The following is an 18,824-nucleotide window of genomic DNA, read 5'->3' as shown; positions in this document are numbered from 1 at the left end:
GCATGAACCATGCCGGAGCACCCGATGTCCCTCCTGACGCTCAACAATATCGAGGTCGTCTACGACAGCGTCTTCCTTGCCGTGAAGGGCGTGTCGATCGAGGTGCCCGATGGCGGGCTGGTGGCGCTGCTGGGCGCGAACGGGGCCGGCAAGAGCACCATCCTCAAGGTGATCAGCGGCCTGCTCAAGCCGGAGCGCGGGCTGGTCACGCGCGGGCAGGTCCGGTTCGCGGGCGAGGACATCCTCGCGCTCGACCCGCCGGAGCGCGTGCGCCGCGGCCTCGTGCACGTGCTCGAGGGGCGGCGGGTCTTCGAGCACCTGACGCCGGAGGAAAACCTTCTGGCGGCGACGTCGATGCACCGCGACAGGGCGCGCATCCGGCAGCTGGTCGACGAGATGTTCTCGCTGTTTCCGCGGCTGGCCGAGCGCAACAAGGCGAAAGCCGGCTACCTTTCCGGCGGCGAGCAGCAGATGCTGGCGATCGCCCGCGCGCTGATGACGCAGCCGAAGCTGATCCTGCTCGACGAGCCCAGCCTGGGCTTGGCCCCTTTCCTCGTCGACGAGATCTTCGACACGATCCGCCGCATCAACGCCGAATCCGGTACCGCCGTTCTGCTGGTGGAGCAGAACGCGGTCGCCGCCCTCGACGTCGCGCAGTCGGCCTATCTGATCGAGCAGGGCCGCATCGTCATGAGTGGGACCGCCGAGGTGCTGAAGTCCAATCCCGACATCCAGCAGGCCTATCTCGGCGGCAGCAGTCAGGTCGATTACCACGCCGTCAAGCACTACCGCCGCCGCAAGCGCTGGCTGGCCTGAGGACATCGGTACATCATCTGGACTATCTTTCGGGAAGGGAGGCGGCACTCGCCGCCTCCTTGTTCGTCAGCGCATGAAGCGCCACAGCATCGGGAACACCAGCGCGGCCAGCGCCGACTTGACCAGATCGCCCACGACAAACGGGTAGAGCCCGAATTCGAGAACGGGCTTGTCGAAGCCGATCAAGGCCCCGAGCCAGAGAAGGCCCGCTGGATAGATCGCGGCCGCCGCGAGCAGTGCGGCCGCCAGGGTTCTCGCTGGCGTGCGGTCCCATCCGCGATCCGCGAGCATGCCAGCGACCGTGGCCTGAATCACAAAGCCGATGAGGAAGCCACCGGTCGGTCCCGCCATATAGGCGAGCCCGACTCCCCTCTCCGGCGAGCCTGCGAACACCGGGAAGCCGGCCGCGCCCTGAGCCAGATAGAGCAGGACGGCCAGCGCCCCCCGCACGGGGCCGAGGGCGAGTCCGAGGCCGATCGCGACGAAGGTCTGCATGGAAAGCGGTACGGGATAGAACGGGATCGAAACCTTGGCGGCCGCCGTCATCAGCAGGGAGCCCGCGACGATCACCACCATATCGGCCGCACGCTCCAGATGCGGATGGGTGGCGTGTTGCGGAAGGAATGCCTTGTAGAGTGTCATGGTGTTGTCTCCTGGCTTCGGCGGTGGAAAAGGATCGCGCCAACTCGAGGCAGAGGCCGATGCAGGCGAGTTCCGGAACGACAGCCGATGTCATCGAAACCGCTCATCATCCCCCTCCGGCAAGAAACCAGCGGAGCTGCGGAACCCTGTCCGCCCCGAAGAAGCTTTCGCCGTCGACCACAAAATAGGGCGAGCCGATCATCTTCTCCGCGATGGCGTTCTCGACCGCCTGCTCCAGCAGCGCGCGTCCCGTGGGTCCCTTCATGCCGTCATGCGCCGCCTTGGCGGAAATGCCTGCATCGGCGGCGAGATCGGTCAGCACCGCCTCGTCGGAGATGTCCTTGCGCTCGACGAAGAAGGCGCGGAACAGCCGGTGGGCCAGCGCCGCGGCCTTGTCCGCGCTTTCCTGCCTTGTCGCATGGTAGAGCCGCGCGGCCAGATGCGAGGAGAGCGGCAGCTTCACCGGCTCCCGGTAGGGCAGGCCGAAGAAGTCTGCCGAGCGCTGCATGTCGCGCAGGAAATAGGCGCGCTTTGCCGGAACATCCATTGGCGGCGCGACGCCGTGCGCCTTGAACACGGCCCACAGCAGGACCGGACGCCATTCCACCTGGCGGCCGAACTCCGCGCCGATCCTGTCGATCTCCCCCGTCGCGAAATAAGCGTAGGGCGAGGCGAAGTCGAACCAGAAGCGGATCGGTCCGGCCATGGCTCAGAACCTGAACACGCCGTAGCCGGGCTCGCTGAGCGGGGCGTTGAGCGAGGCCGAGATGGCGATGCCGAGCGCGTTGCGGGTGTCGACGGGGTCGATGATGCCGTCGTCCCAAAGCTCGGAGGTGGAGTAGTAGGCGGAAAGCTGCTCGTGATAGGCCTTTCGCGTTTCCTCCCACAGCCGGTCGACCTCGTCGCGGTCGACCGTGCCGCCGTTGCGCTTCATCTGGTTGACCTTGACCTCGGCCAGCGTGTTGGCGGCTTGGTCGCCGCCCATCACGCCGATCTGGTGGTTCGGCCAGGTGAACAGGAAGCGGCCGTCGAAGGCGCGCCCGCACATGCCGTAATTGCCGGCCCCGAACGAGCCGTTGCACATGACGGTGAACTTCGGCACGCGTGAGCAGCTTTGCGCCATGATCATCTTGGCGCCGTCCTTGGTGATGCCGCGCCGCTCGTATTCGCGGCCGATCATGTAGCCGGTGATGTTCTGGAGGAACACCAGCGGCGTGTTGTTCTGGTTGCACAGCTCGATGAAGTGGCCGCCCTTCAACGAGGAATCGTTGAAGAGCACGCCGTTGTTGGCGAGGATGCCGACCTTGTAGCCCCAGATGTTGGCGAAGCCGCAGATAAGCGTGGTGCCGTAGGCCGGCTGGTACTCGTGGAAGCGGCTGCCGTCGACGATTCGGGCGATCACCTCGCGCATGTCGAACTGCTTCTTGATGTCGTCGGGGATGATCCCGTAGAGTTCTTCCGGGTCGTAGGCGGGGTCTTCCGGCGCTTCCTGCTGGCAGTCCCATTTCCTCGGGCGGTCCCACTGCGCCACGATCTCGCGGCCGATGTGGATCGCCTCCTCCTCGTTCGCCGCTGGATAGTCGGCGGTTCCGGAAACGGACGTGTGCATGTCGGCCCCGCCCAGCTCTTCCACTGTCACCTCCTCGCCGGTCGCGGCCTTGACCAGCGGCGGGCCGCCGAGGAACACCGCGCCGGTGCCGCGCACGATGACGCTGTAGTCGGAAAGGCCCGGAATGTAGGCCCCGCCCGCCGTGCAATGGCCGAACACCAGGGAAAGCTGCTTCACGCCCAACTTCGACAGGATCGACTGGTTGCGGAAGATGCGCCCGGCCATGTACTTGTCCGGGAACACTTCCGACTGGAGCTGGAGGAAGCCGCCGGCCGAATCGCACAGGTGGATCACCGGCAGCCGGTTCTCCATGGCGATGTCGAGCGCGCGCACGATCTTCTTGGCCGTCAGCGGATACCACGCGCCGCCCTTCACCGTCGGGTCGTCGGCGCGGATGACGACCTCGCGGCCCGAGACGACGCCGATGCCGACGATCGAGCTGGCCGAAGGCGAGTCGCCGTCATAGGCCATGTTGGCGGCCAGCGACGACAGTTCGAGGAACGGCGTGCCGGGGTCGAGCAGCTTCTCGATGCGCTCGCGCGGCCGCATCTTGCCCTGCTTGGAGAGCCGTTCGAGATCGCGCTGCGGGCGGGCGTGGCGCGCCGCCTCCTGCCTCTCGCGGAATTCGGCAAGGAGGCGGCGGTTGTGGGTCTCGTATCGCCGGAAGTCGGCCGACGAGGTGCTGATCATCGACTGGATCTTGCGCATGGATCAGGCGTCCTCGGTCTCGGGTTCCAGCGTGGCGATCACCTCGTCCTTCTCGAAGGTCTCGCCCTCCGCGCGCAGGATGCCGGCGACCACGCCGTCGCGGGGCGCGGGCAGCGCGGTCTGCAACTTCATGCTCTCGATGGTGACGAGCGGCTCGCCGCGCACGACGCGGTCGCCGGGCTGGCGGTGCACCGTGACGACCGCACCGGGCATCGGCGCCCTCAGCGCATCCTGCGCGCCGCCGGCGGCCCCGCCCTTCGAGAACGGGTCGACGCGGCTCACGTCGAAGGTCCGGCCGCCGAGGCGCACGACCTGCCGGTCGCCGAGCGTGGCGCGGGCGAAGCCGACGTCGTGGCCGCCGATCGACATGGTCCCGCGCCCGTCACCGGGACCGGGCAGGCGGGTGATCTCGTGCTCCTCGCCGTCGATGACGAGGACGAGATGGGGATGCCGCCGCAGGATGGTGACGTGATGGACCTTGTCGTCGAGGCTGAGCCTGATGGCCATGGTCAGTTTCTCCATCCGCCGATGGCGGCGTAGGGTTCGGGCGTGCCGAGCGCGAGGTCCTGGAACTCGCGGAAGCCGAGCGCGGCGGCGGCGAGCACCTGCGGCAGCGTCGCCGCCGGGATCGCGGCCGACGCCAGCGCCTCCTTGTGCTCGCTCACGAAGCCGGTGTGGAGCTCGCCGGCGCGGAACGCGCCGTGGTCGAGCACGCGTGCGAGATAGTCGATGTTGGTCTTCACGCCGAGCAGGGCGAGGCCGTCGAGCGCGGCGATCGAGCGGTCGACCGCCTCGTGCCGGTCCTTGCCGTGGACGACGAGCTTGGCCAGCATCGGGTCGAAGTCGGCGGTCACCTTCTGGCCCTGGTCGAGCGCGCTCTCGAAGCGCAGCCAGCCTTCCTCCGGAACGCCGAGATACTGCACCTGCCCGGTCTCGGGCATGAAGTCGCGGTCGGGGTCCTCCGCGCAGATACGGCATTCGATCGCGTGGCCGCGCGCGGTCACGTCCGCCTGCGCCAGCGGCAGGCCCTTGCCGGCGGCGATCTCGATCTGCGCGCGCACGAGGTCGAGCCCGGTGATCATCTCCGTCACCGGATGCTCGACCTGGAGGCGCGTGTTCATCTCGAGGAAGAAGAAGCGCCCGTCGGCGCCGAGGATGTATTCGACCGTGCCGGCGTTCTTGTAGTTCGCCGCCGCCGCGAGACGAACGGCCGAGGCGCAGATGTCCTCGCGCAGCTTCTCCGGCAAGTTCGCCGAAGGCGCTTCCTCGATGATCTTCTGGAACCGGCGCTGCACCGAGCACTCGCGCTCGAAGAGATGGATCGCGCCGCCCTCGCCGTCGCCCAGCACCTGCACCTCGATGTGGCGCGGCCGCTCGACATAGGTCTCGGCATAGACGCGGCCGTCGCCGAAATAGCGTTGCGCCTCGCTGGCGGCGATGCGCGCGGCCTCGGCGAGGTCGGCGGCCGAGCGGACGATGCTCATGCCCTTGCCGCCGCCGCCGGCGGCCGCCTTGATGAGAAGCGGGAAGCCTATTTTCTCGGCCCTCGCGATGAACTGGTCGAGGTCGTCGGTCGGCATCACGGAGGGCGCGACCGCCACGCCGTTCTCCTCGGCGAAATTGCGGGCGGAAATCTTGTCGCCCATCAGCGAGATGGTGGCGGCGTCAGGCCCGATGAAGGCGATGCCGGCCGCCGCGACGGCTTCCGCGAAGCGGGCGTTCTCGGAAAGGAAGCCGTAGCCGGGATGAATGGCGTCCGCCCCGGTCGCGCGGGCAGCGGCGACGATCTGGTCGATGTCGAGATGTGCGGCGACCGGTGTGTCGCCGGTGATCTCCACCGCCTCGTTTGCCATCCTCACATGCCTGGCGCGCGCCTCGACCCGGTGGTTGATGGCGACGGAGGCGATGCCCATCTCGGCCAGCGTGCGCATCACGCGGCAGGCGATCTCGCCGCGATTGGCAACGAGAATCTTGCGGAAGTGGGGCGCGGTCATGCGGCAGGCTCCTTGTCCCAGCCGTCGAGCGCGCCGCCCTTCGCGACCCACGACGCGGGCACCTCGACCGGAAAATCCATCATGATCTGCGCGAGCGCCTTGCCCTGCGGGTCGTGGCGCAGCGAGGCGATGCCGCCGCCGCCGAGCCCGCCATGCAGCATGAAGTTCAGCCCGTTCAGCCCGGGCCAGTCGAACCGCTCGACCCGTCCCTTGACGAAATGGGCGAAGTAGCGCCCGACCGCTTCCGAAGTGGCGCTGCGGCGTATCCACGGCAGGTATTCGGCCTTGCGGGCGAGCACGCCGATATTGCCGATGTCGCCCTTGTCGCCGCTGCGGCCATGGGCCACCGCGATCAGCGGCACCTCGACGAGGGGTTCGTCCGCCGCCGGCGTCTCGATGACGGCCGTGGCGGCTTCCGGCTCGGGCGCGGCGTTCGGCAGGTGCGGCGCAACGGCGTGGACCTCGCCGTCGAGCTCGAAGCTGGCGTCGGCGTCGGCCTTGGGCGCGAGGAAGGAGAACAGCCGCACCACGGGCTGCGGCTCCGGCCGGCCGCCGGCGAAGCCGGTGATGCCTTGCGCCATCGCGGTCGCGGCCGGATAGATCTCGCGAGCGAAGATCTGGAGCGCGTCCTTGCTGGAGTGCCTGACGGAGATCTTCAGCACCACCTCGCGCGCCTCTCCCGCCCTCGACTGCGCGCCGTAGTTCGTCTCGCTGCCCAAAACCTCGACGGACGTGTCCTCGAAATTCTCGAAGCCCGCCGCCTGCATCAGCCGTCCGGCGCGGCGCAGGATCGCGTCGGCGGTGGCGCGCGCCTTGGCGACGGCGTCGCGGCCCGCGATCATCATGGTGACGCCGGCGCGGTAGCCGTCCGCATAGGTGGCGCTGACCTTGTAGCTGTCCGTGGGCGCTGTCCCACGCGCGCCGGAGACACGCACGCGGTCCGGCCCGGCCTGTTCGAGCCGGACCGCGCTCCAGTCGGCGATCACGTCCGGGAGGATGTAACGCGCAGGATTGCCGACCTCATAGACGATCTGCTCGGCGACCGTCGCCGTGCTGACGAGACCGCCGGTGCCTTCGGGCTTGGTGACGACGAAGCTGCCGTCGGCGGCGCATTCGGCGATGGGGAAGCCCATGTCGTCCCAGCCGGAGACGTCGCGCCAGTCGGTGAAGATGCCGCCGGTGGCCTGCGTGCCGCATTCGACGACATGGCCGGCGAGGCTGCCGGCGGACAAAAGGTCATGGTCGGTCGCCCGCCAGCCGAATTCGTGGATCAGCGGGCCGAGCACGACCGCCGAATCGACCACGCGGCCGGTGATGACGACATCGGCGCCCGCGTCGAGCGCGGCGGCGATCGGGAAGGCGCCGAGATAGGCGTTGACGCTGGCGAGCCGTTCCGGCATCGGCGCGCCGGAAAACATCTCGGCCACACCTTCGGCGCGGTAGCGATCGGCCTGCGCCGACAGGTCGTCGCCATGCACTACGGCCACCTTGAGGTCGACGCCGGCTTCCCTGAACACGGCAAGCAATGCGTCGCGGCAGGCGTCCGGGTTGACGCCGCCGGCATTGGTGACGACGCGGATCTTCTTCCCGGCGATCTCGCGGGCGAGCGGCTTCATCACCATGGTGACGAAGTCTGCCGCATAGCCGAGCTCCGGGCGCCTGGCCTTCATGCGCGCCAGGATCGACATGGTGATCTCGGCCAGATAGTCCATCACGAGATAGTCGATGCCGCCTGCGCGGACGAGCTGGGCCGGCCCTTCCGGGCTGTCGCCCCAGAAGCCCGCGCCGCAGCCGATGCGAACGGTCCCGCCCATCGCCGTCACTTTGCCGTCCAGTTCGGGGGGCGCTTTTCGCTGAAGGCGGTGAAGCCTTCGCGCGCGTCCCTGGTGCGGGCCATGTTGGCGAGCATGAACTGCGCGTATTCGAGCGCGCTGTCGGTCGACATCTCGCGGACCTTGGCGAGCGCCTGCTTGCCGAGCCGGATGCCCGTCGGTGATTTGTCGACAATGCGGGCGAGCAGCCAGTCGAGCTTCGCGTCCAGTTCCGTCGCAGGCACGGCGTAGTTGACGATGCTGTCGGCGACGGCGTCGCGCGCGGAGATCGTTTCACCGGTGATGCAGAGCTCCATCATCCGCCGGTAGGAGACCACGCGCAGAAGGTAGGGCAGGATCATCATGGGGAAGAGCCCTACCCTCACCTCGGTCACGCCGATCAGCGCGTCCTCGCGCGCCACCGCCAGATCGCAGGCGCAAACGAGGCCCAGGCCTCCGCCCAGGGCATGACCGTTGACGCGGGCGATCAGCGGCAGCCTGCACGAATCCATCCGGCGCAGCAGCCTGGCGACGTAGTGGCGCGGATCGGCCGCGTCGATGGTGAACGGCGTTCCGTCCGCGGCGGGCTGCATGTCGCCCCCGGCGCAGAACGCCTTCTCGCCCGCGCCGGTAAGCACCACCGCGCGAACCGAGCGGTCAGCCTCCGCCAGGTCGAGACCCGCCTCTATCCCGGCGGCCACGGCCTCGTTAAGGGCATTGCGCCGCGCTTCGCGATCGATCGCAATGGTGAGGATAGCGTCGCGGCGCTCGATGCGAACCTGATCGGTCACGATGCGTTTCCTGGGCTCCCTGCATTCGGTCTTGCGCCGAGTTCCCTTATAAATGATTTCAGTTCATCAACTTTGTCAACCGTCGCCGTCATGCGGTGCCAACCAAGCAATCAAATTTTCAGATGATCGGTCTAGATTGATGGTTTCCTGTTGACACACAGACGGAATTTGATTGATGAAGTGAGTTCATTACAGCCAAAGACCGCGCGGAAAGCCACCGCGCCGCGAAGGGAGGAGGACCCGACGTGAACCATTCCACCGGCAGTATGGCGGGTGTCAACCGGCCGTCCCCCTTCGACCTCGATGAGGATCAGCGCGCCATCCTCGATCAGGCCGACCGCTTTGCGCGCAACGAGCTCTACGGCCTCTCGGAACGGATGGACGCCGAGGAGTGGTGGCCGCAGGACGCGTTCGCGAAGATCGGCGACAACGGCCTTTTCGGTGTCACCATCCCGGAAGATTATGGCGGCGCGGGGCTGGACCTCGTCGCGGCCGGGCTCGTCCTGCAGGGTCTGGCGCGCTGGAACCATGCGCTTGCGCTGGCCTGGGTCGCTCACGACAATCTGTGCGCCAACAACATCTACCGCAACGGCGACGAGACGCTGCGACGCAAGTACCTGCCGGGCCTCTGCTCCGGCCGCAAGATTGGCGCTCTCGGCCTGACGGAACCCGGTGCCGGCTCGGACGCACTCGGCTCGATGCGCACCACGGCGCGCCGCGACGGCGACGACTACGTGCTCAATGGCAGCAAGATCTACATCACCAACGGGCCGGTCGCCGACGTGATCCTCGTCTATGCCAAGACCGACAGGGAGCGTGGCGCGCAGGGCATTTCGGCCTTCGTGGTCGAGAAGGGGTTTCGGGGCTTCAAGGTGGCGCAGAAGCTCACGAAGATGGGCTATCGCGGCAGCCAGACGGGCGAGCTGGTGTTCGAGGACTGCCGCGTGCCGGCGGAAAACCTCGTCGGTGGCGAGAACCGCGGCGTCGCCGTGGTCATGAGCGGGCTCGACCTCGAGCGGGCGATGATTTCGCCGCTGTGCCTCGGCATCGCCGAGCGCGCGCTGGAGCTGTCGGTGGACTATGCGCGGACGCGAAGGCAATTCGGCAAGCCGATCGGCTCGTTCCAGATGGTGCAGTCGATGCTGGCCGAGATGTATGTTCTGGTCGAAGCCATGCGCAGCTTCACCTACCGCACGCTTGCCGCCGCCGCGCCGCTGGAGATCGGCGAGGGCGGACGCGGCGACATCCACATGATGACAGCCGCCTCGGTCATGCACGCCGCGGAATCGGTCCATGCGGTGCTCGACAAGGCCGTGCAGGTCCACGGAGGCACGGGCTATATCTGGGAGTCGGAGATCAACAGGCTCTACCGTTCGATCAAGCTGATGGAGATCGGCGCGGGCACGACCGAGGTGCGCAAGATGATCATCGCCGGCGAGCTTCTGAAGGGCATGAAGGTCGATGACTGACGCCACGGACGGAACCGGCTCCGGCCAGGACGACGCCGCGCTGGCGGCGCATCCGACCGTCTATTCTTCCGGCTCGCTCGATGGGCAGGTGGTTGCCATATCCGGCGGAGCCGGAGGCATCGGCCGCGCGACAGCCTGGCTGTTCGCGCGGCTCGGAGCCCGTGTGGTTGTCAGCGGGCGAAGCAAGGACAAGATCGACGGCACGGTCGGCGCGATCACCGCGAACGGCCTGAAATGCAGCGGCCACCCGGTCGACATCCGTGACCCCGAAGGCGTCGCCGCCTTCCTCGATCTCATCTGGTCGGAACACGGACGGCTCGACATCCTCGTCAACAGCGCCGGCGGACAGTTCCCTCAAGCAGCGATCGACTTCAGCGTGAAGGGTTGGAACGCCGTCATCGACACCAACCTCAACGGCACCTGGTTCATGATGCAGGCGGCCGCGCGCAAATGGCGCGATGCCGGGCAACCGGGCAGCGTCGTCAACATCGTGGTGGTGACGACGCACGGACTCTATGGCGTAGCGCATACGGTCGCGGCGCGGACGGGCGTCATCGGGCTGTCGCGGAGCGTCGCGGTGGAATGGGCGCCGCTCGGCATCCGCGTCAACTGCATCGCACCCGGCGCGATCGAGACCGAAGGCTGGAAGGTCTACACGCCCGAGGTCCGCGCCACCTATCGGCGCGCAAATCCTATGATGCGCGCGGGCAGCGCCTGGGACATCGCGGAGGCTTGCGTCTATCTCGGCGGACCTTCGGGCAAGTTCATCACCGGCGAGTTGCTGACCGTCGACGGCGGAGGGCAACTCTGGGGCGAGACCTGGACGACCGGCAAGCCGGAATATTTCAGGGAATAGCGGCCTGCGGAGTCCGTTGGTAAGACTTGAACGCGAGAAGGCGTCAAAGCGCCTTTTCCAGCTCCGGGAGGATCGTGAAGAGGTCACCGACGAGGCCATAGTCGGCCACCTGGAAGATGGGAGCCTCCTCGTCCTTGTTGATGGCGACGATGACCTTGCTATCCTTCATGCCGGCCAGATGCTGGATAGCGCCGGAGATGCCGACGGCGATGTAGAGATCGGGCGCGACCACCTTGCCGGTCTGGCCGACCTGCCAGTCGTTGGGCGCATAGCCGGCGTCGACGGCGGCGCGCGATGCGCCCACGGCGGCACCTAGCTTGTCGGCCACCGGCAGGATGACCTCGGTGAACTTCTCGGAACTGCCCAGCGCGCGGCCGCCCGAAATGATGATCTTCGCCGAGGTCAGCTCGGGACGGTCGCTCGCCGACAGCGCGTTGCCGACGAAGCTGGACAGGCCCGGATTGGCGGCGGCGCTCACGCTCTCGACCGAGGCCGAGCCGCCTTCGCCCGCCGCCTGGAAGGAGGCGGTGCGCACCGTGACGACCTTCTTGGCGTCGGTGGCCTGCACGGTCTGGATGGCGTTGCCGGCATAGATCGGCCGCTTGAAGGTGTCGGCCGACACAACCTCGACGATCTCGGAGACCTGCATCACGTTGAGAAGGGCTGCGACGCGCGGCAGCACGTTCTTGCCCATGGTGGTGGCCGGCGCGACGATGGCGTCATAGTTGCCGGCGAGCGAGACGACGAGGGCCGCAAGCGGCTCGGCGAGGCGGTGCTCCAGCTCGTCGGCTTCGGCCAGCAGAACCTTGCGCACGCCCTTGAGCTTGGCTGCCGCGTCGGCGGCAGGCTTTGCGCCCTTGCCGGCGACGAGGATGTCGACGTCCGCGCCGATCTGGCTGGCGGCCGTCAGCGCCTTGGCGGTCTGGTCGGAAACGGTTGCGTTGTCGTGCTCGGCAACGAGAAGAATGGCCATTTGAATAATCTCCCTATCCGAACCTTAAAGCACACCAGCGGACTTGAGGCTGGAAACGAGTTCCGCCACGTCCTTGACCTTGACGCCCGCCTTGCGGCCGCCCGGCTCCTCGGTCTTGAGGACCTTGAGGCGCGGCGCGGCGTCGACGCCGTAGTCGGCCGGGCTCTTCTCGTCCAGCGGCTTCTTCTTGGCCTTCATGATGTTGGGCAGCGAGGCGTAGCGCGGCTGGTTCAAGCGCAGGTCGGTGGTCACCACCGCCGGCAGCGAAAGCTCGATCGTCTGCAGGCCGCCGTCGACCTCGCGCGTCACCTTGGCCTTGCCGCCGGCGATCTCGACCTTGGAGGCGAACGTGCCCTGCGACCAGCCCAGAAGGGCCGCCAGCATCTGGCCGGTCTGGTTGGCGTCGTCGTCGATGGCCTGCTTGCCGAGGATCACCAGCTCCGGCTTCTCCTCGTCCACCACGCCCTTGAGCAGCTTGGCCACCGTCAGCGGCTCGGTGGTCTCGTCGACCTTGATCAGGATGCCGCGGTCGGCGCCCATGGCGAGCGCGGTGCGGATCGTCTCGGCCGCCTGCGCCGGCCCGATCGAGACCGCGATGATCTCCGTGACCGTGCCGGCCTCCTTCAGACGGATCGCCTCTTCCACGGCGATCTCGTCGAACGGGTTCATCGACATCTTCACATTCGCCAGCTCGACGCCGGACCCGTCCGACTTCACACGGATCTTGACGTTGAAATCGACGACCCGCTTCACTGGGACAAGAACTTTCATATCCGGCCGATCCTATTTTCCCTGAAACCGCGGCGCGCGCTTTTCGAGGAAAGCGCTGAGCCCTTCCCATGCGTCGTCCGAGCGGGAGATCGCGGCGAGCGCCTGCGCCTCGTCCTCCATCTGGCTCTCAAGCCCCTGCACACGCGCCCGCAGCATCGTCTGCTTGATCCCGCCATAGGCGAGCGTCGCGCCGGCGGCGAATTTTTTCGCGGCGGCTTCCGCCTCGACCATGATCGCATCGGGAGTGGTGACAAAATCGACCAGCCCCGCCGCCAGTGCGTCAGTCGCGCCGAGCGTCTCCGACATCATCAGGAACCGTTTCGCGCGCGAAAACCCCATGCGTTGCGACAGGGTCACCGTGGAGCCGGAATCGGCGCTGAAGCCGATCATCGGAAAGGCGGCGGTGAAGCTGACCGTGTTGGCGGCATAGATGATATCTGCGGACGCGACCAGCGACACGCTGCCGCCCGCCACGTTGCCATGGATAGCGGCCACGACAGGGGCCGGCATACGCATGAAACGGGCAATAGCGGAATGAAGGTCGGCCGTCCAGTTCTTGACGATGCCGGGGATGGCCGAGCGCTCGCGTGCGAAGGACTTTATATCGCCGCCGACGCTGAAAAAACGGCCCCTGGCGCTCAGAAGCACGGCTCGCACATCGGCACGCTCGCTGAGTTCGACCGCCAGTTCCTTGAACTCGCGGCAGAAGGTTCCGTCGATCGGGTTGCCCCTGTCAGGCGCGTTGAGCACGACGCGCGCCAGACCGTCCGAAACGGTGCATTCCATTGTCTGGAGCTGATTCAAATCCATTGTCGCTTTCCTCCTGCGCCGCACCGCTAGCAAAGTGCCCGGCGCGCCTCCTCATATTCCCGCGTCATCGCGCCGACGATGTCGGCGGCCGGAGACAGACGCCTGACCGAACCAGCGCCATGGCCGGCGCTCCAGACGTCGCGCCAGGCCTTGTAGCTGCCTCCGTCCTCGCCGAATCCCTTTTCAGCCGGATCGCCCCGTGCCAGAGCGGCCGGGTCGAGCCCGTTGGCGGACAGCGACTGACCCATGAAATTGGCCTTCACGCCGGTGAGCCTGTCGGACATGACGATGTCCTGAGCGGATGCGCCGAGCAACATCCGCTTGTAGCCTTCCTGCGCGTTCGACTCGTCCGCAGCTATGAACGCCGATCCGACATAGGCGAAATCCGCGCCGAGGGCCTGTGCGGCCAGAACCCCGCGACCCGTGGCGATGGCGCCGCCGAGGCCGAGCGGCCCATCCCAGAAGGCACGAATCTCCTCGACCAGGGCGAAGGGGGAGATCGTTCCGGTATGGCCGCCCGCCCCGGCCGAGACGGCAATGAGCCCGTCCACGCCGGCCTCGGCGCATTTGCGCGCGTGACGGGCATTGACCACGTCGTTAAACACCAGCCCGCCATAGGAATGGACCGCGCTCAGGATATGCTCGGGCGCGGCGAGGCTGACGATGACGATCGGCACTTCGGCCTCGGCGATCACGTCCATGTCATCGCCGAGGCGGTCGTTGGTGCGGTGGGCAATCTGATTGAGCGCGAACGGCGCCGCCGGCGCTTCGGGGTGGACGCGGTCATGGGCGGCGAGGGCTTCCCTGATCTCCGCGATCCAGTCCTTCAGCAACTCCTTGGGCCGCGCGTTGAGCGCCGGGATGGCCCCAACCACGCCTGCCTTGCACTGCTCGACGACGAGGCGCGGCGTGGACACGATGAACATCGGCGCGGCGACCACGGGCAGGCGCAGGCGCGCCAGAAAGGCGCTTGCGACCGACCGTGAGCCGAACCTGCTGCCGGCTCCCGCGACCGCATCCGTCTGGTCCAATCCGATTTCCTCCTCCAAACAGGCGCGCGCAAGCTACACCTTATTATGGTAATATAGCGTACTATCTCCGCATGCTGTCAAGCCTGTTGCATTCGTACACAACCGTACTATTTTGCTGCGCACGATGTGCGCGGGTCGAATGGTCGTCGAGTCGAGCCAATCGGCGGGGGGAGGAGACGAAGGCATGCTGTCCAACAGGGCGATCCACGGCGAGGAGCATCGTCAGCTTCGCGAGACGGCACGCCGCTTCCTCGCCTCCGAGGTAGCGCCGCATTTCGCGCGCTGGGAAGAGGCGGGCATCGTCGACCGGGCAATGTGGACGAAGGGCGGCGAGGCGGGACTCCTTTGCCCGCAGGTCGGCGAGGACTATGACGGCGCGGGCGGCGATTTCAGCATGAACGCGGTGATCGTCGAGGAGTTCGCCTATTCCGGCTTCGCCGGCCCCACCTCCGACTTTTCCGTCCACAGCGACGTCTGCTGCGGCTATCTGCTGTCCTATGGAACGCCCGAACAGAAGCGGCGCTGGCTGCCGCGCATGGTCAGCGGCGAGGCGGTTTGCGCGATCGCGATGACGGAGCCGGGCACCGGCAGCGACCTTCAGGGCATCCGCACGCGGGCCGTCCGCGACGGCGACGACTATGTGGTGACCGGCCAGAAGACCTTCATCTCCAACGGCCAGATGTGCGACCTCGTCATCGTCGTCGCGCGCACCGGCGACGAGCCCGGTTCGCGCGGCATGAGCCTGATCCTCGTCGAGACGGATAGGGAAGGGTTCCGGCGCGGCAGGAACCTCGAAAAGCTCGGCCAGCTTTCCGCCGACACGTCGGAGCTGTTCTTCGACGGCGTCCGGGTTCCGGCCACAAACCTGCTCGGCGTCGAAGGCGGCGCGATGGGCGCGCTGATGAGCGAGCTTCCGCAGGAACGGCTGATCATCGCCATCACCTCGATGGGAGCGGCCCAGAAGGCGTTCGACATCACCCGCGACTATACGCGCGAGCGCAAGGCGTTCGGCAAGCCGATCGCCGACATGCAGAACACGCGCTACAGGCTCGCGGACCTGAAGACCGAGCTCGCCGTCGGCTGGGCGTTCGTCGACCAGTGCCTCGCCCGGCACGTCGAGGGAAAGCTCGGCCAGTCCGAAGCCTCGATGGCCAAGCTGTGGACGAGCGAGATGCACGGGCGCGTCGTCGATCAGTGCCTCCAGCTCTTCGGCGGCTACGGCTTCATGCGCGAATACGAGATCTGCCGGCTCTACGCCGACGCGCGTGTACAGCGCATCTATGGCGGCACCTCCGAGATCATGCGCGAGCTGATATCGAGAAGCCTCTGATCCTATGCCAAGCCAGGAACGGACACCGACGATGAGCACCATGCCGGCCATGAAGGAATTCCGCACGGAGACGACGCCAGAGGGCATCCTCCACCTGATCTTCGATATGCCCGGCCGCTCGATGAACGTGTTCTCGAACGCAGCGATCCACGAGATCGACGCCTTCGCGACGTGGCTGAAGACGAGCACGGTGCGCGGGGTCGTCATTCGCTCCGGCAAAACGTCGGCGTTCTGCGCCGGAGCCGACCTCGGCGAGCTCGGCGAGGCGTACGACATGATCGTGGCCGCCCGTCCGGCCGAGCGCAAGCGCATCGCGCGCGACCATTTCGCGCCGATCGGCAGGGCGTTCCGCAAGCTGGAGACGGCCGGCAAGCCCGTCGCCGCAGCGATCGACGGGCTCGCGCTTGGCGGCGGCTGCGAGTTCGCCATGGGGTGCCACTACCGTGTGCTCACCGATACGCCCCGAACGGCCCTCGGGCTGCCGGAATCGCTGGTCGGCCTGCTGCCGGGCGGCGGCGGCACGCAGCGGATGCCCCGGCTCGTCGGACTGGAAAGGTCGCTGCCGATCCTGCTCGAAGGCGCGCGGCTTTCGCCGCAGGAGGCACTGGAAGCAGGAGCCGCCGACGAGGTGGTCGCGGCGGGCGGGGAAGTCGCCACCGCCGAGCGGTGGGTGCTCGGCGCCACGGTTCCCGCACAGCCCTGGGACCGGCCGGACTGGCACGCGCCGGACGTGCAAGCCGTCTCCGAGGCGCTCGGACAGACGCGGGCGCGCATACTGGCCGAGACCGGCGGCCACTACCCTGCCCCGCTTGCCATCCTCGACTGCATCGAGCAAGGCTTGCCCGCCGCGATCGATGACGCGCTAGGCTCCGAGATCGACATCTTCGCCGACCTGATAAAACGCCCGGAGCCGCGCAACATGATCCGGTCGCTCTTCATCGGCAGGCAGGACTACGACAAGCGGCGGAAGGCGGACGCCCTGCCCGGCGCGCTTGCGAGCTTCGTCGCGGATGTCCGCGCCGCGGTCGAAAGCGCGGACGCAGGGCTGGGAGATATGCGGCCGGAGGCGCTGCGGTTTGCCGGCTTCACCGCCGAAGGCTCATATCCCGCCGATCCCGCGGAAATTGCCGGCCGCGAGGTTCCCTGGTTCGAAAAACCCGGATCACCGATGGAGGAAGCCGCGCTGAAGATCGTCGCCGCAACGGCCGGGGTCGCGCGCGCGTACGGCTCCGCATTTGCCGAGAGCGAGCGTGCCCTGGCCGATTTCGCCGCCGTGACCCAGGCCGGTTTCCCCTCTTATCTCGGCGGACCGTTCGCCGTGCTGGAGCAGTAAAGAGAGGACTCGGGCGAAGATCCGCATCCGAACCGCCCGGTCGAGTTCGCAGAGCAGTCAGCCGGGCAAACGCAAATGATCGGTTTCGGCTTGCCTAGATTATTGTATGCTAGTGTAATATACGCTATCAATCACTCTGGATGGAGTTGATAGCGTGGCGACCGGTCCCTCATGACCGATCCGACGCACGATACCGGATCGAACGACAGGGAGGATGGAATGTTGAGGAAATCAGTCTCGAAGTACTCGATGTCCGCGATATTCGCGACGGGGCTCGCCTTGGCGGTTGCCGCGGAAGCGCAGGCGCAGACGGTCCTGCGCTTCGCCGATTATGGTCCCAATCGCGGGTCGCGGGCAGAGGAGCAGATGTGGTTCGCCGACGAGCTTGCCAAGCGGACGGATGGCCGCGTCAGGATCGAGTTCCACTGGGGCGGGGCGCTGCTGAGCGCGACCGGCATGTTCGACGGCATTGCATCGGGCGTGGCGGCCATGGGCGCGATCACGGCCGCCTACTTCCCGCAGCAGCTCTACGCCTACAGCGTTGGCGACGCCATGATCGCGGTGCCGGATTCGGTAGCGAGCTCGATGGCGCTCTACGAGATGGGCACGAGCGACGAGCAGATGCTTGCCGAGTTCGATCGCTCCGGCCTCGTCTATATCGCAAACTACACGGTCGGCCCTATCCAGTTCATCTGCACCGGCGGCCCGATCGGCTCGCTCGACGACCTGCGAGGCAAGAAGATCCGATACAGCGGCGACATCGGCAAGGTTCTCGAGCAGCTCGGCGCGAACGCCGTTCCCCTGCCCCTGCCGGAGACCTATCAGGGGCTCGACACCGGCCTGGTCGATTGCGCTCAGACCTATGCCTATACGGCCGTCTCCTACAAGCTGTTCGAGGTGACAAACCAGTATCTCGACGTCAACTGGGCCACGCTCGGCTCGAACGGAGTTCTCATGAACAAGAGCCAGTTCGAGGCGCTCGGAGAAGAGGACCAGCAGGTGTTGCGGGAACTGGGCCGCGAGTTCACCGAGCGGCTCGCCAGACGCATCGAAGGCGACAACCGGGAAGTGATCGAGAATTTCCGAGCCGGCTATGAAGGCCGCACGATCGATGTCGTCACGCCCGGGCCGGAGGAGATCGCCCGGCTGGACGAGCTCGGCCAGCCGTTCGTCGACGAGTGGGTGGCCCGGGGAGCGAGCGTGGGCGCGGACGGCGCGCGACTTCTCGAAACCTACCGCACGCTCACCACAAAATATGCGACCGAGGCGCAAGAATAGCCCAATAGTCAGCCCGACGGCGCAAGAACACCGGCGCCGGCAAGGAACCATTGCGGGAGGATGAATCGTTGCGGCGATTTCTGGACCTGTTCGACAAGGGGCTCGGCCACCTGGAAAAGACGCTGTTCGCCGTCTCCGTCAGCGCGCTCGTCCTGATTGCGGCGATCATGATCACCGCGATCTCGATCCGCAACATCGGCCTGAGCATCCCCGACCATGTCCTGATCACCCAGCAGCTCATGCTGGTTTCCATCGCCTGCGGCCTGGGCTATGCGACGGGGCAGCGGGCGCACATAGCCGTCGACCTTCTCTACGACCGCTTCGGGCCGAAAGGCCGGACGGCGGCGGAGCTGGTCGCGGTGGCCGCCGGTCTTGTCGCCGTCGTCCCGGTCGCGCTCTGGGCCGTCGGCGATTTTCTCGCCTTCCTCCGGAGCGGGCGGTACTATTACGGGCAGCTCAACATGCCCGAATGGCCCGCCCGCCTCTTCTTCGCAACAGGCTTCATCCTCGTCTGGCTGAGATTGACGCATCACCTCCTGGCCGAGCTGGCCGGCGAAGGCGAGGTCTATCGCAGCAGGCACAAACCGCACGGTTGACATCCA

18 protein-coding genes are annotated in these 18,824 nt (G+C 66.9%); 7 read left to right on the top strand and 11 right to left on the bottom strand.

Annotated elements, in window-relative coordinates; all coding sequences use genetic code 11:
* The first annotated feature begins 24 nt into the window (after window positions 1–24).
* Window positions 25–816 carry an ABC transporter ATP-binding protein gene (locus tag FY036_RS07410; RefSeq protein WP_148914085.1) on the top strand — a complete coding sequence of 264 codons (792 nt, stop codon included), beginning with the start codon at window positions 25–27 and terminating at the stop codon, window positions 814–816.
* A 66-nt stretch (window positions 817–882) separates the two neighbouring features.
* On the opposite strand, the gene FY036_RS07405 is transcribed toward FY036_RS07410, so the two are convergent.
* The 7 genes from FY036_RS07405 to FY036_RS07375 all read right to left on the bottom strand — a co-directional run bounded on the left by FY036_RS07405 (window position 883) and on the right by FY036_RS07375 (window position 8,371).
* The gene (locus FY036_RS07405; RefSeq protein WP_148914084.1) at window positions 883–1,458 is read right to left on the bottom strand and encodes a biotin transporter BioY; all 576 of its coding nucleotides are present in this window, start codon (window positions 1,456–1,458) and stop codon (window positions 883–885) included.
* A 106-nt stretch (window positions 1,459–1,564) separates the two neighbouring features.
* The gene (locus tag FY036_RS07400; RefSeq protein ID WP_148914083.1) at window positions 1,565–2,164 is read right to left on the bottom strand and encodes a 2-hydroxychromene-2-carboxylate isomerase; all 600 of its coding nucleotides are present in this window, start codon (window positions 2,162–2,164) and stop codon (window positions 1,565–1,567) included.
* 3 nt (window positions 2,165–2,167) lie between these two features.
* Entirely contained in the window at window positions 2,168–3,775 is a 1,608-nt protein-coding gene (locus FY036_RS07395) for an acyl-CoA carboxylase subunit beta (protein WP_148914082.1), read from the bottom strand.
* Between the two features lie 3 nt (window positions 3,776–3,778).
* Window positions 3,779–4,282 carry an acetyl-CoA carboxylase biotin carboxyl carrier protein subunit gene (locus tag FY036_RS07390; protein ID WP_161601109.1) on the bottom strand — a complete coding sequence of 168 codons (504 nt, stop codon included), beginning with the start codon at window positions 4,280–4,282 and terminating at the stop codon, window positions 3,779–3,781.
* Between the two features lie 2 nt (window positions 4,283–4,284).
* A complete protein-coding gene (locus FY036_RS07385) occupies window positions 4,285–5,769 on the bottom strand; it encodes an acetyl-CoA carboxylase biotin carboxylase subunit (protein WP_148914080.1) in 1,485 nt (494 codons plus the stop codon).
* Window positions 5,766–7,583: an acyclic terpene utilization AtuA family protein gene (locus tag FY036_RS07380; RefSeq protein WP_148914079.1), complete on the bottom strand. Its 1,818-nt coding sequence runs from the start codon at window positions 7,581–7,583 to the stop codon at window positions 5,766–5,768. Before FY036_RS07380 ends, FY036_RS07385 begins: the two co-directional genes overlap by 4 nt.
* 5 nt (window positions 7,584–7,588) lie before the next feature.
* Window positions 7,589–8,371, bottom strand: coding sequence for an enoyl-CoA hydratase-related protein (locus FY036_RS07375; protein WP_235897575.1), 783 nt, complete (start codon window positions 8,369–8,371; stop codon window positions 7,589–7,591).
* A gap of 245 nt (window positions 8,372–8,616) precedes the next feature.
* Here FY036_RS07375 and FY036_RS07370 point away from each other — a divergent pair, with 245 nt between their 5' ends.
* Both FY036_RS07370 and FY036_RS07365 read left to right on the top strand, forming a co-directional pair.
* A complete protein-coding gene (locus FY036_RS07370; RefSeq protein WP_201744710.1) occupies window positions 8,617–9,840 on the top strand; it encodes an acyl-CoA dehydrogenase family protein in 1,224 nt (407 codons plus the stop codon).
* Window positions 9,833–10,696, top strand: a complete 864-nt coding sequence (locus FY036_RS07365) for an SDR family oxidoreductase (protein WP_148914077.1) — start codon at window positions 9,833–9,835, stop codon at window positions 10,694–10,696. The genes FY036_RS07370 and FY036_RS07365 overlap by 8 nt, the downstream gene beginning before the upstream one ends.
* Window positions 10,697–10,739: 43 nt before the next feature.
* On the opposite strand, the gene FY036_RS07360 is transcribed toward FY036_RS07365, so the two are convergent.
* Genes FY036_RS07360 through FY036_RS07345 form a run of 4 tightly spaced genes read right to left on the bottom strand, consistent with a single transcriptional unit; the run spans window position 10,740 to window position 14,212 of the window.
* On the bottom strand, window positions 10,740–11,669 hold the full coding sequence (locus FY036_RS07360; protein WP_148914076.1) for an electron transfer flavoprotein subunit alpha/FixB family protein: 930 nt from the start codon (window positions 11,667–11,669) through the stop codon (window positions 10,740–10,742).
* A gap of 24 nt (window positions 11,670–11,693) precedes the next feature.
* Window positions 11,694–12,440: an electron transfer flavoprotein subunit beta/FixA family protein gene (locus tag FY036_RS07355; RefSeq protein ID WP_148914075.1), complete on the bottom strand. Its 747-nt coding sequence runs from the start codon at window positions 12,438–12,440 to the stop codon at window positions 11,694–11,696.
* A 12-nt stretch (window positions 12,441–12,452) separates the two neighbouring features.
* A complete protein-coding gene (locus tag FY036_RS07350) occupies window positions 12,453–13,250 on the bottom strand; it encodes an enoyl-CoA hydratase/isomerase family protein (RefSeq protein WP_148914074.1) in 798 nt (265 codons plus the stop codon).
* 26 nt (window positions 13,251–13,276) lie between these two features.
* Complete coding sequence (locus tag FY036_RS07345; RefSeq protein WP_407941145.1) at window positions 13,277–14,212, bottom strand: NAD(P)H-dependent flavin oxidoreductase; 936 nt, start codon at window positions 14,210–14,212, stop codon at window positions 13,277–13,279.
* A gap of 253 nt (window positions 14,213–14,465) precedes the next feature.
* Between FY036_RS07345 and FY036_RS07340 the strand changes: the two genes are divergently transcribed.
* The 4 genes from FY036_RS07340 (at window position 14,466) to FY036_RS07325 (ending at window position 18,818) form a co-directional block, all read left to right on the top strand.
* Entirely contained in the window at window positions 14,466–15,611 is a 1,146-nt protein-coding gene (locus tag FY036_RS07340) for an acyl-CoA dehydrogenase family protein (protein ID WP_148914073.1), read from the top strand.
* A 31-nt stretch (window positions 15,612–15,642) separates the two neighbouring features.
* Window positions 15,643–16,944 carry an enoyl-CoA hydratase-related protein gene (locus tag FY036_RS07335; protein WP_161601108.1) on the top strand — a complete coding sequence of 434 codons (1,302 nt, stop codon included), beginning with the start codon at window positions 15,643–15,645 and terminating at the stop codon, window positions 16,942–16,944.
* 219 nt (window positions 16,945–17,163) lie between these two features.
* Window positions 17,164–18,222 carry a C4-dicarboxylate TRAP transporter substrate-binding protein gene (locus tag FY036_RS07330; protein ID WP_161601107.1) on the top strand — a complete coding sequence of 353 codons (1,059 nt, stop codon included), beginning with the start codon at window positions 17,164–17,166 and terminating at the stop codon, window positions 18,220–18,222.
* A gap of 68 nt (window positions 18,223–18,290) precedes the next feature.
* Window positions 18,291–18,818 (top strand): TRAP transporter small permease, encoded by a 528-nt coding sequence (locus FY036_RS07325; protein WP_148914070.1) that lies wholly within the window; start codon window positions 18,291–18,293, stop codon window positions 18,816–18,818.
* The last annotated feature ends 6 nt before the right edge of the window (window positions 18,819–18,824 follow it).

It is taken from the genome of Neoaquamicrobium microcysteis (assembly GCF_008180155.1).
Lineage (GTDB): Bacteria > Pseudomonadota > Alphaproteobacteria > Rhizobiales > Rhizobiaceae > Aerobium > Aerobium microcysteis.
Note: the sequence above shows the minus strand (reverse complement) of the source record. Positions and strands in the feature narration are given on the sequence as shown.

What these genes read in the sequence shown, in the direction of transcription:
- FY036_RS07410 (WP_148914085.1), top strand. Translation starts at nt 25, where the DNA reads ATGTCCCTCCTGACGCTCAACAATATCGAGGTCGTCTACGACAGCGTC.
- FY036_RS07405 (WP_148914084.1), bottom strand. Translation starts at nt 1,458, where the DNA reads ATGACACTCTACAAGGCATTCCTTCCGCAACACGCCACCCATCCGCAT.
- FY036_RS07400 (WP_148914083.1), bottom strand. Translation starts at nt 2,164, where the DNA reads ATGGCCGGACCGATCCGCTTCTGGTTCGACTTCGCCTCGCCCTACGCT.
- FY036_RS07395 (WP_148914082.1), bottom strand. Translation starts at nt 3,775, where the DNA reads ATGCGCAAGATCCAGTCGATGATCAGCACCTCGTCGGCCGACTTCCGG.
- FY036_RS07390 (WP_161601109.1), bottom strand. Translation starts at nt 4,282, where the DNA reads ATGGCCATCAGGCTCAGCCTCGACGACAAGGTCCATCACGTCACCATC.
- FY036_RS07385 (WP_148914080.1), bottom strand. Translation starts at nt 5,769, where the DNA reads ATGACCGCGCCCCACTTCCGCAAGATTCTCGTTGCCAATCGCGGCGAG.
- FY036_RS07380 (WP_148914079.1), bottom strand. Translation starts at nt 7,583, where the DNA reads ATGGGCGGGACCGTTCGCATCGGCTGCGGCGCGGGCTTCTGGGGCGAC.
- FY036_RS07365 (WP_148914077.1), top strand. Translation starts at nt 9,833, where the DNA reads ATGACTGACGCCACGGACGGAACCGGCTCCGGCCAGGACGACGCCGCG.
- FY036_RS07360 (WP_148914076.1), bottom strand. Translation starts at nt 11,669, where the DNA reads ATGGCCATTCTTCTCGTTGCCGAGCACGACAACGCAACCGTTTCCGAC.
- FY036_RS07355 (WP_148914075.1), bottom strand. Translation starts at nt 12,440, where the DNA reads ATGAAAGTTCTTGTCCCAGTGAAGCGGGTCGTCGATTTCAACGTCAAG.
- FY036_RS07350 (WP_148914074.1), bottom strand. Translation starts at nt 13,250, where the DNA reads ATGGATTTGAATCAGCTCCAGACAATGGAATGCACCGTTTCGGACGGT.
- FY036_RS07340 (WP_148914073.1), top strand. Translation starts at nt 14,466, where the DNA reads ATGCTGTCCAACAGGGCGATCCACGGCGAGGAGCATCGTCAGCTTCGC.
- FY036_RS07335 (WP_161601108.1), top strand. Translation starts at nt 15,643, where the DNA reads ATGAGCACCATGCCGGCCATGAAGGAATTCCGCACGGAGACGACGCCA.
- FY036_RS07330 (WP_161601107.1), top strand. Translation starts at nt 17,164, where the DNA reads ATGTTGAGGAAATCAGTCTCGAAGTACTCGATGTCCGCGATATTCGCG.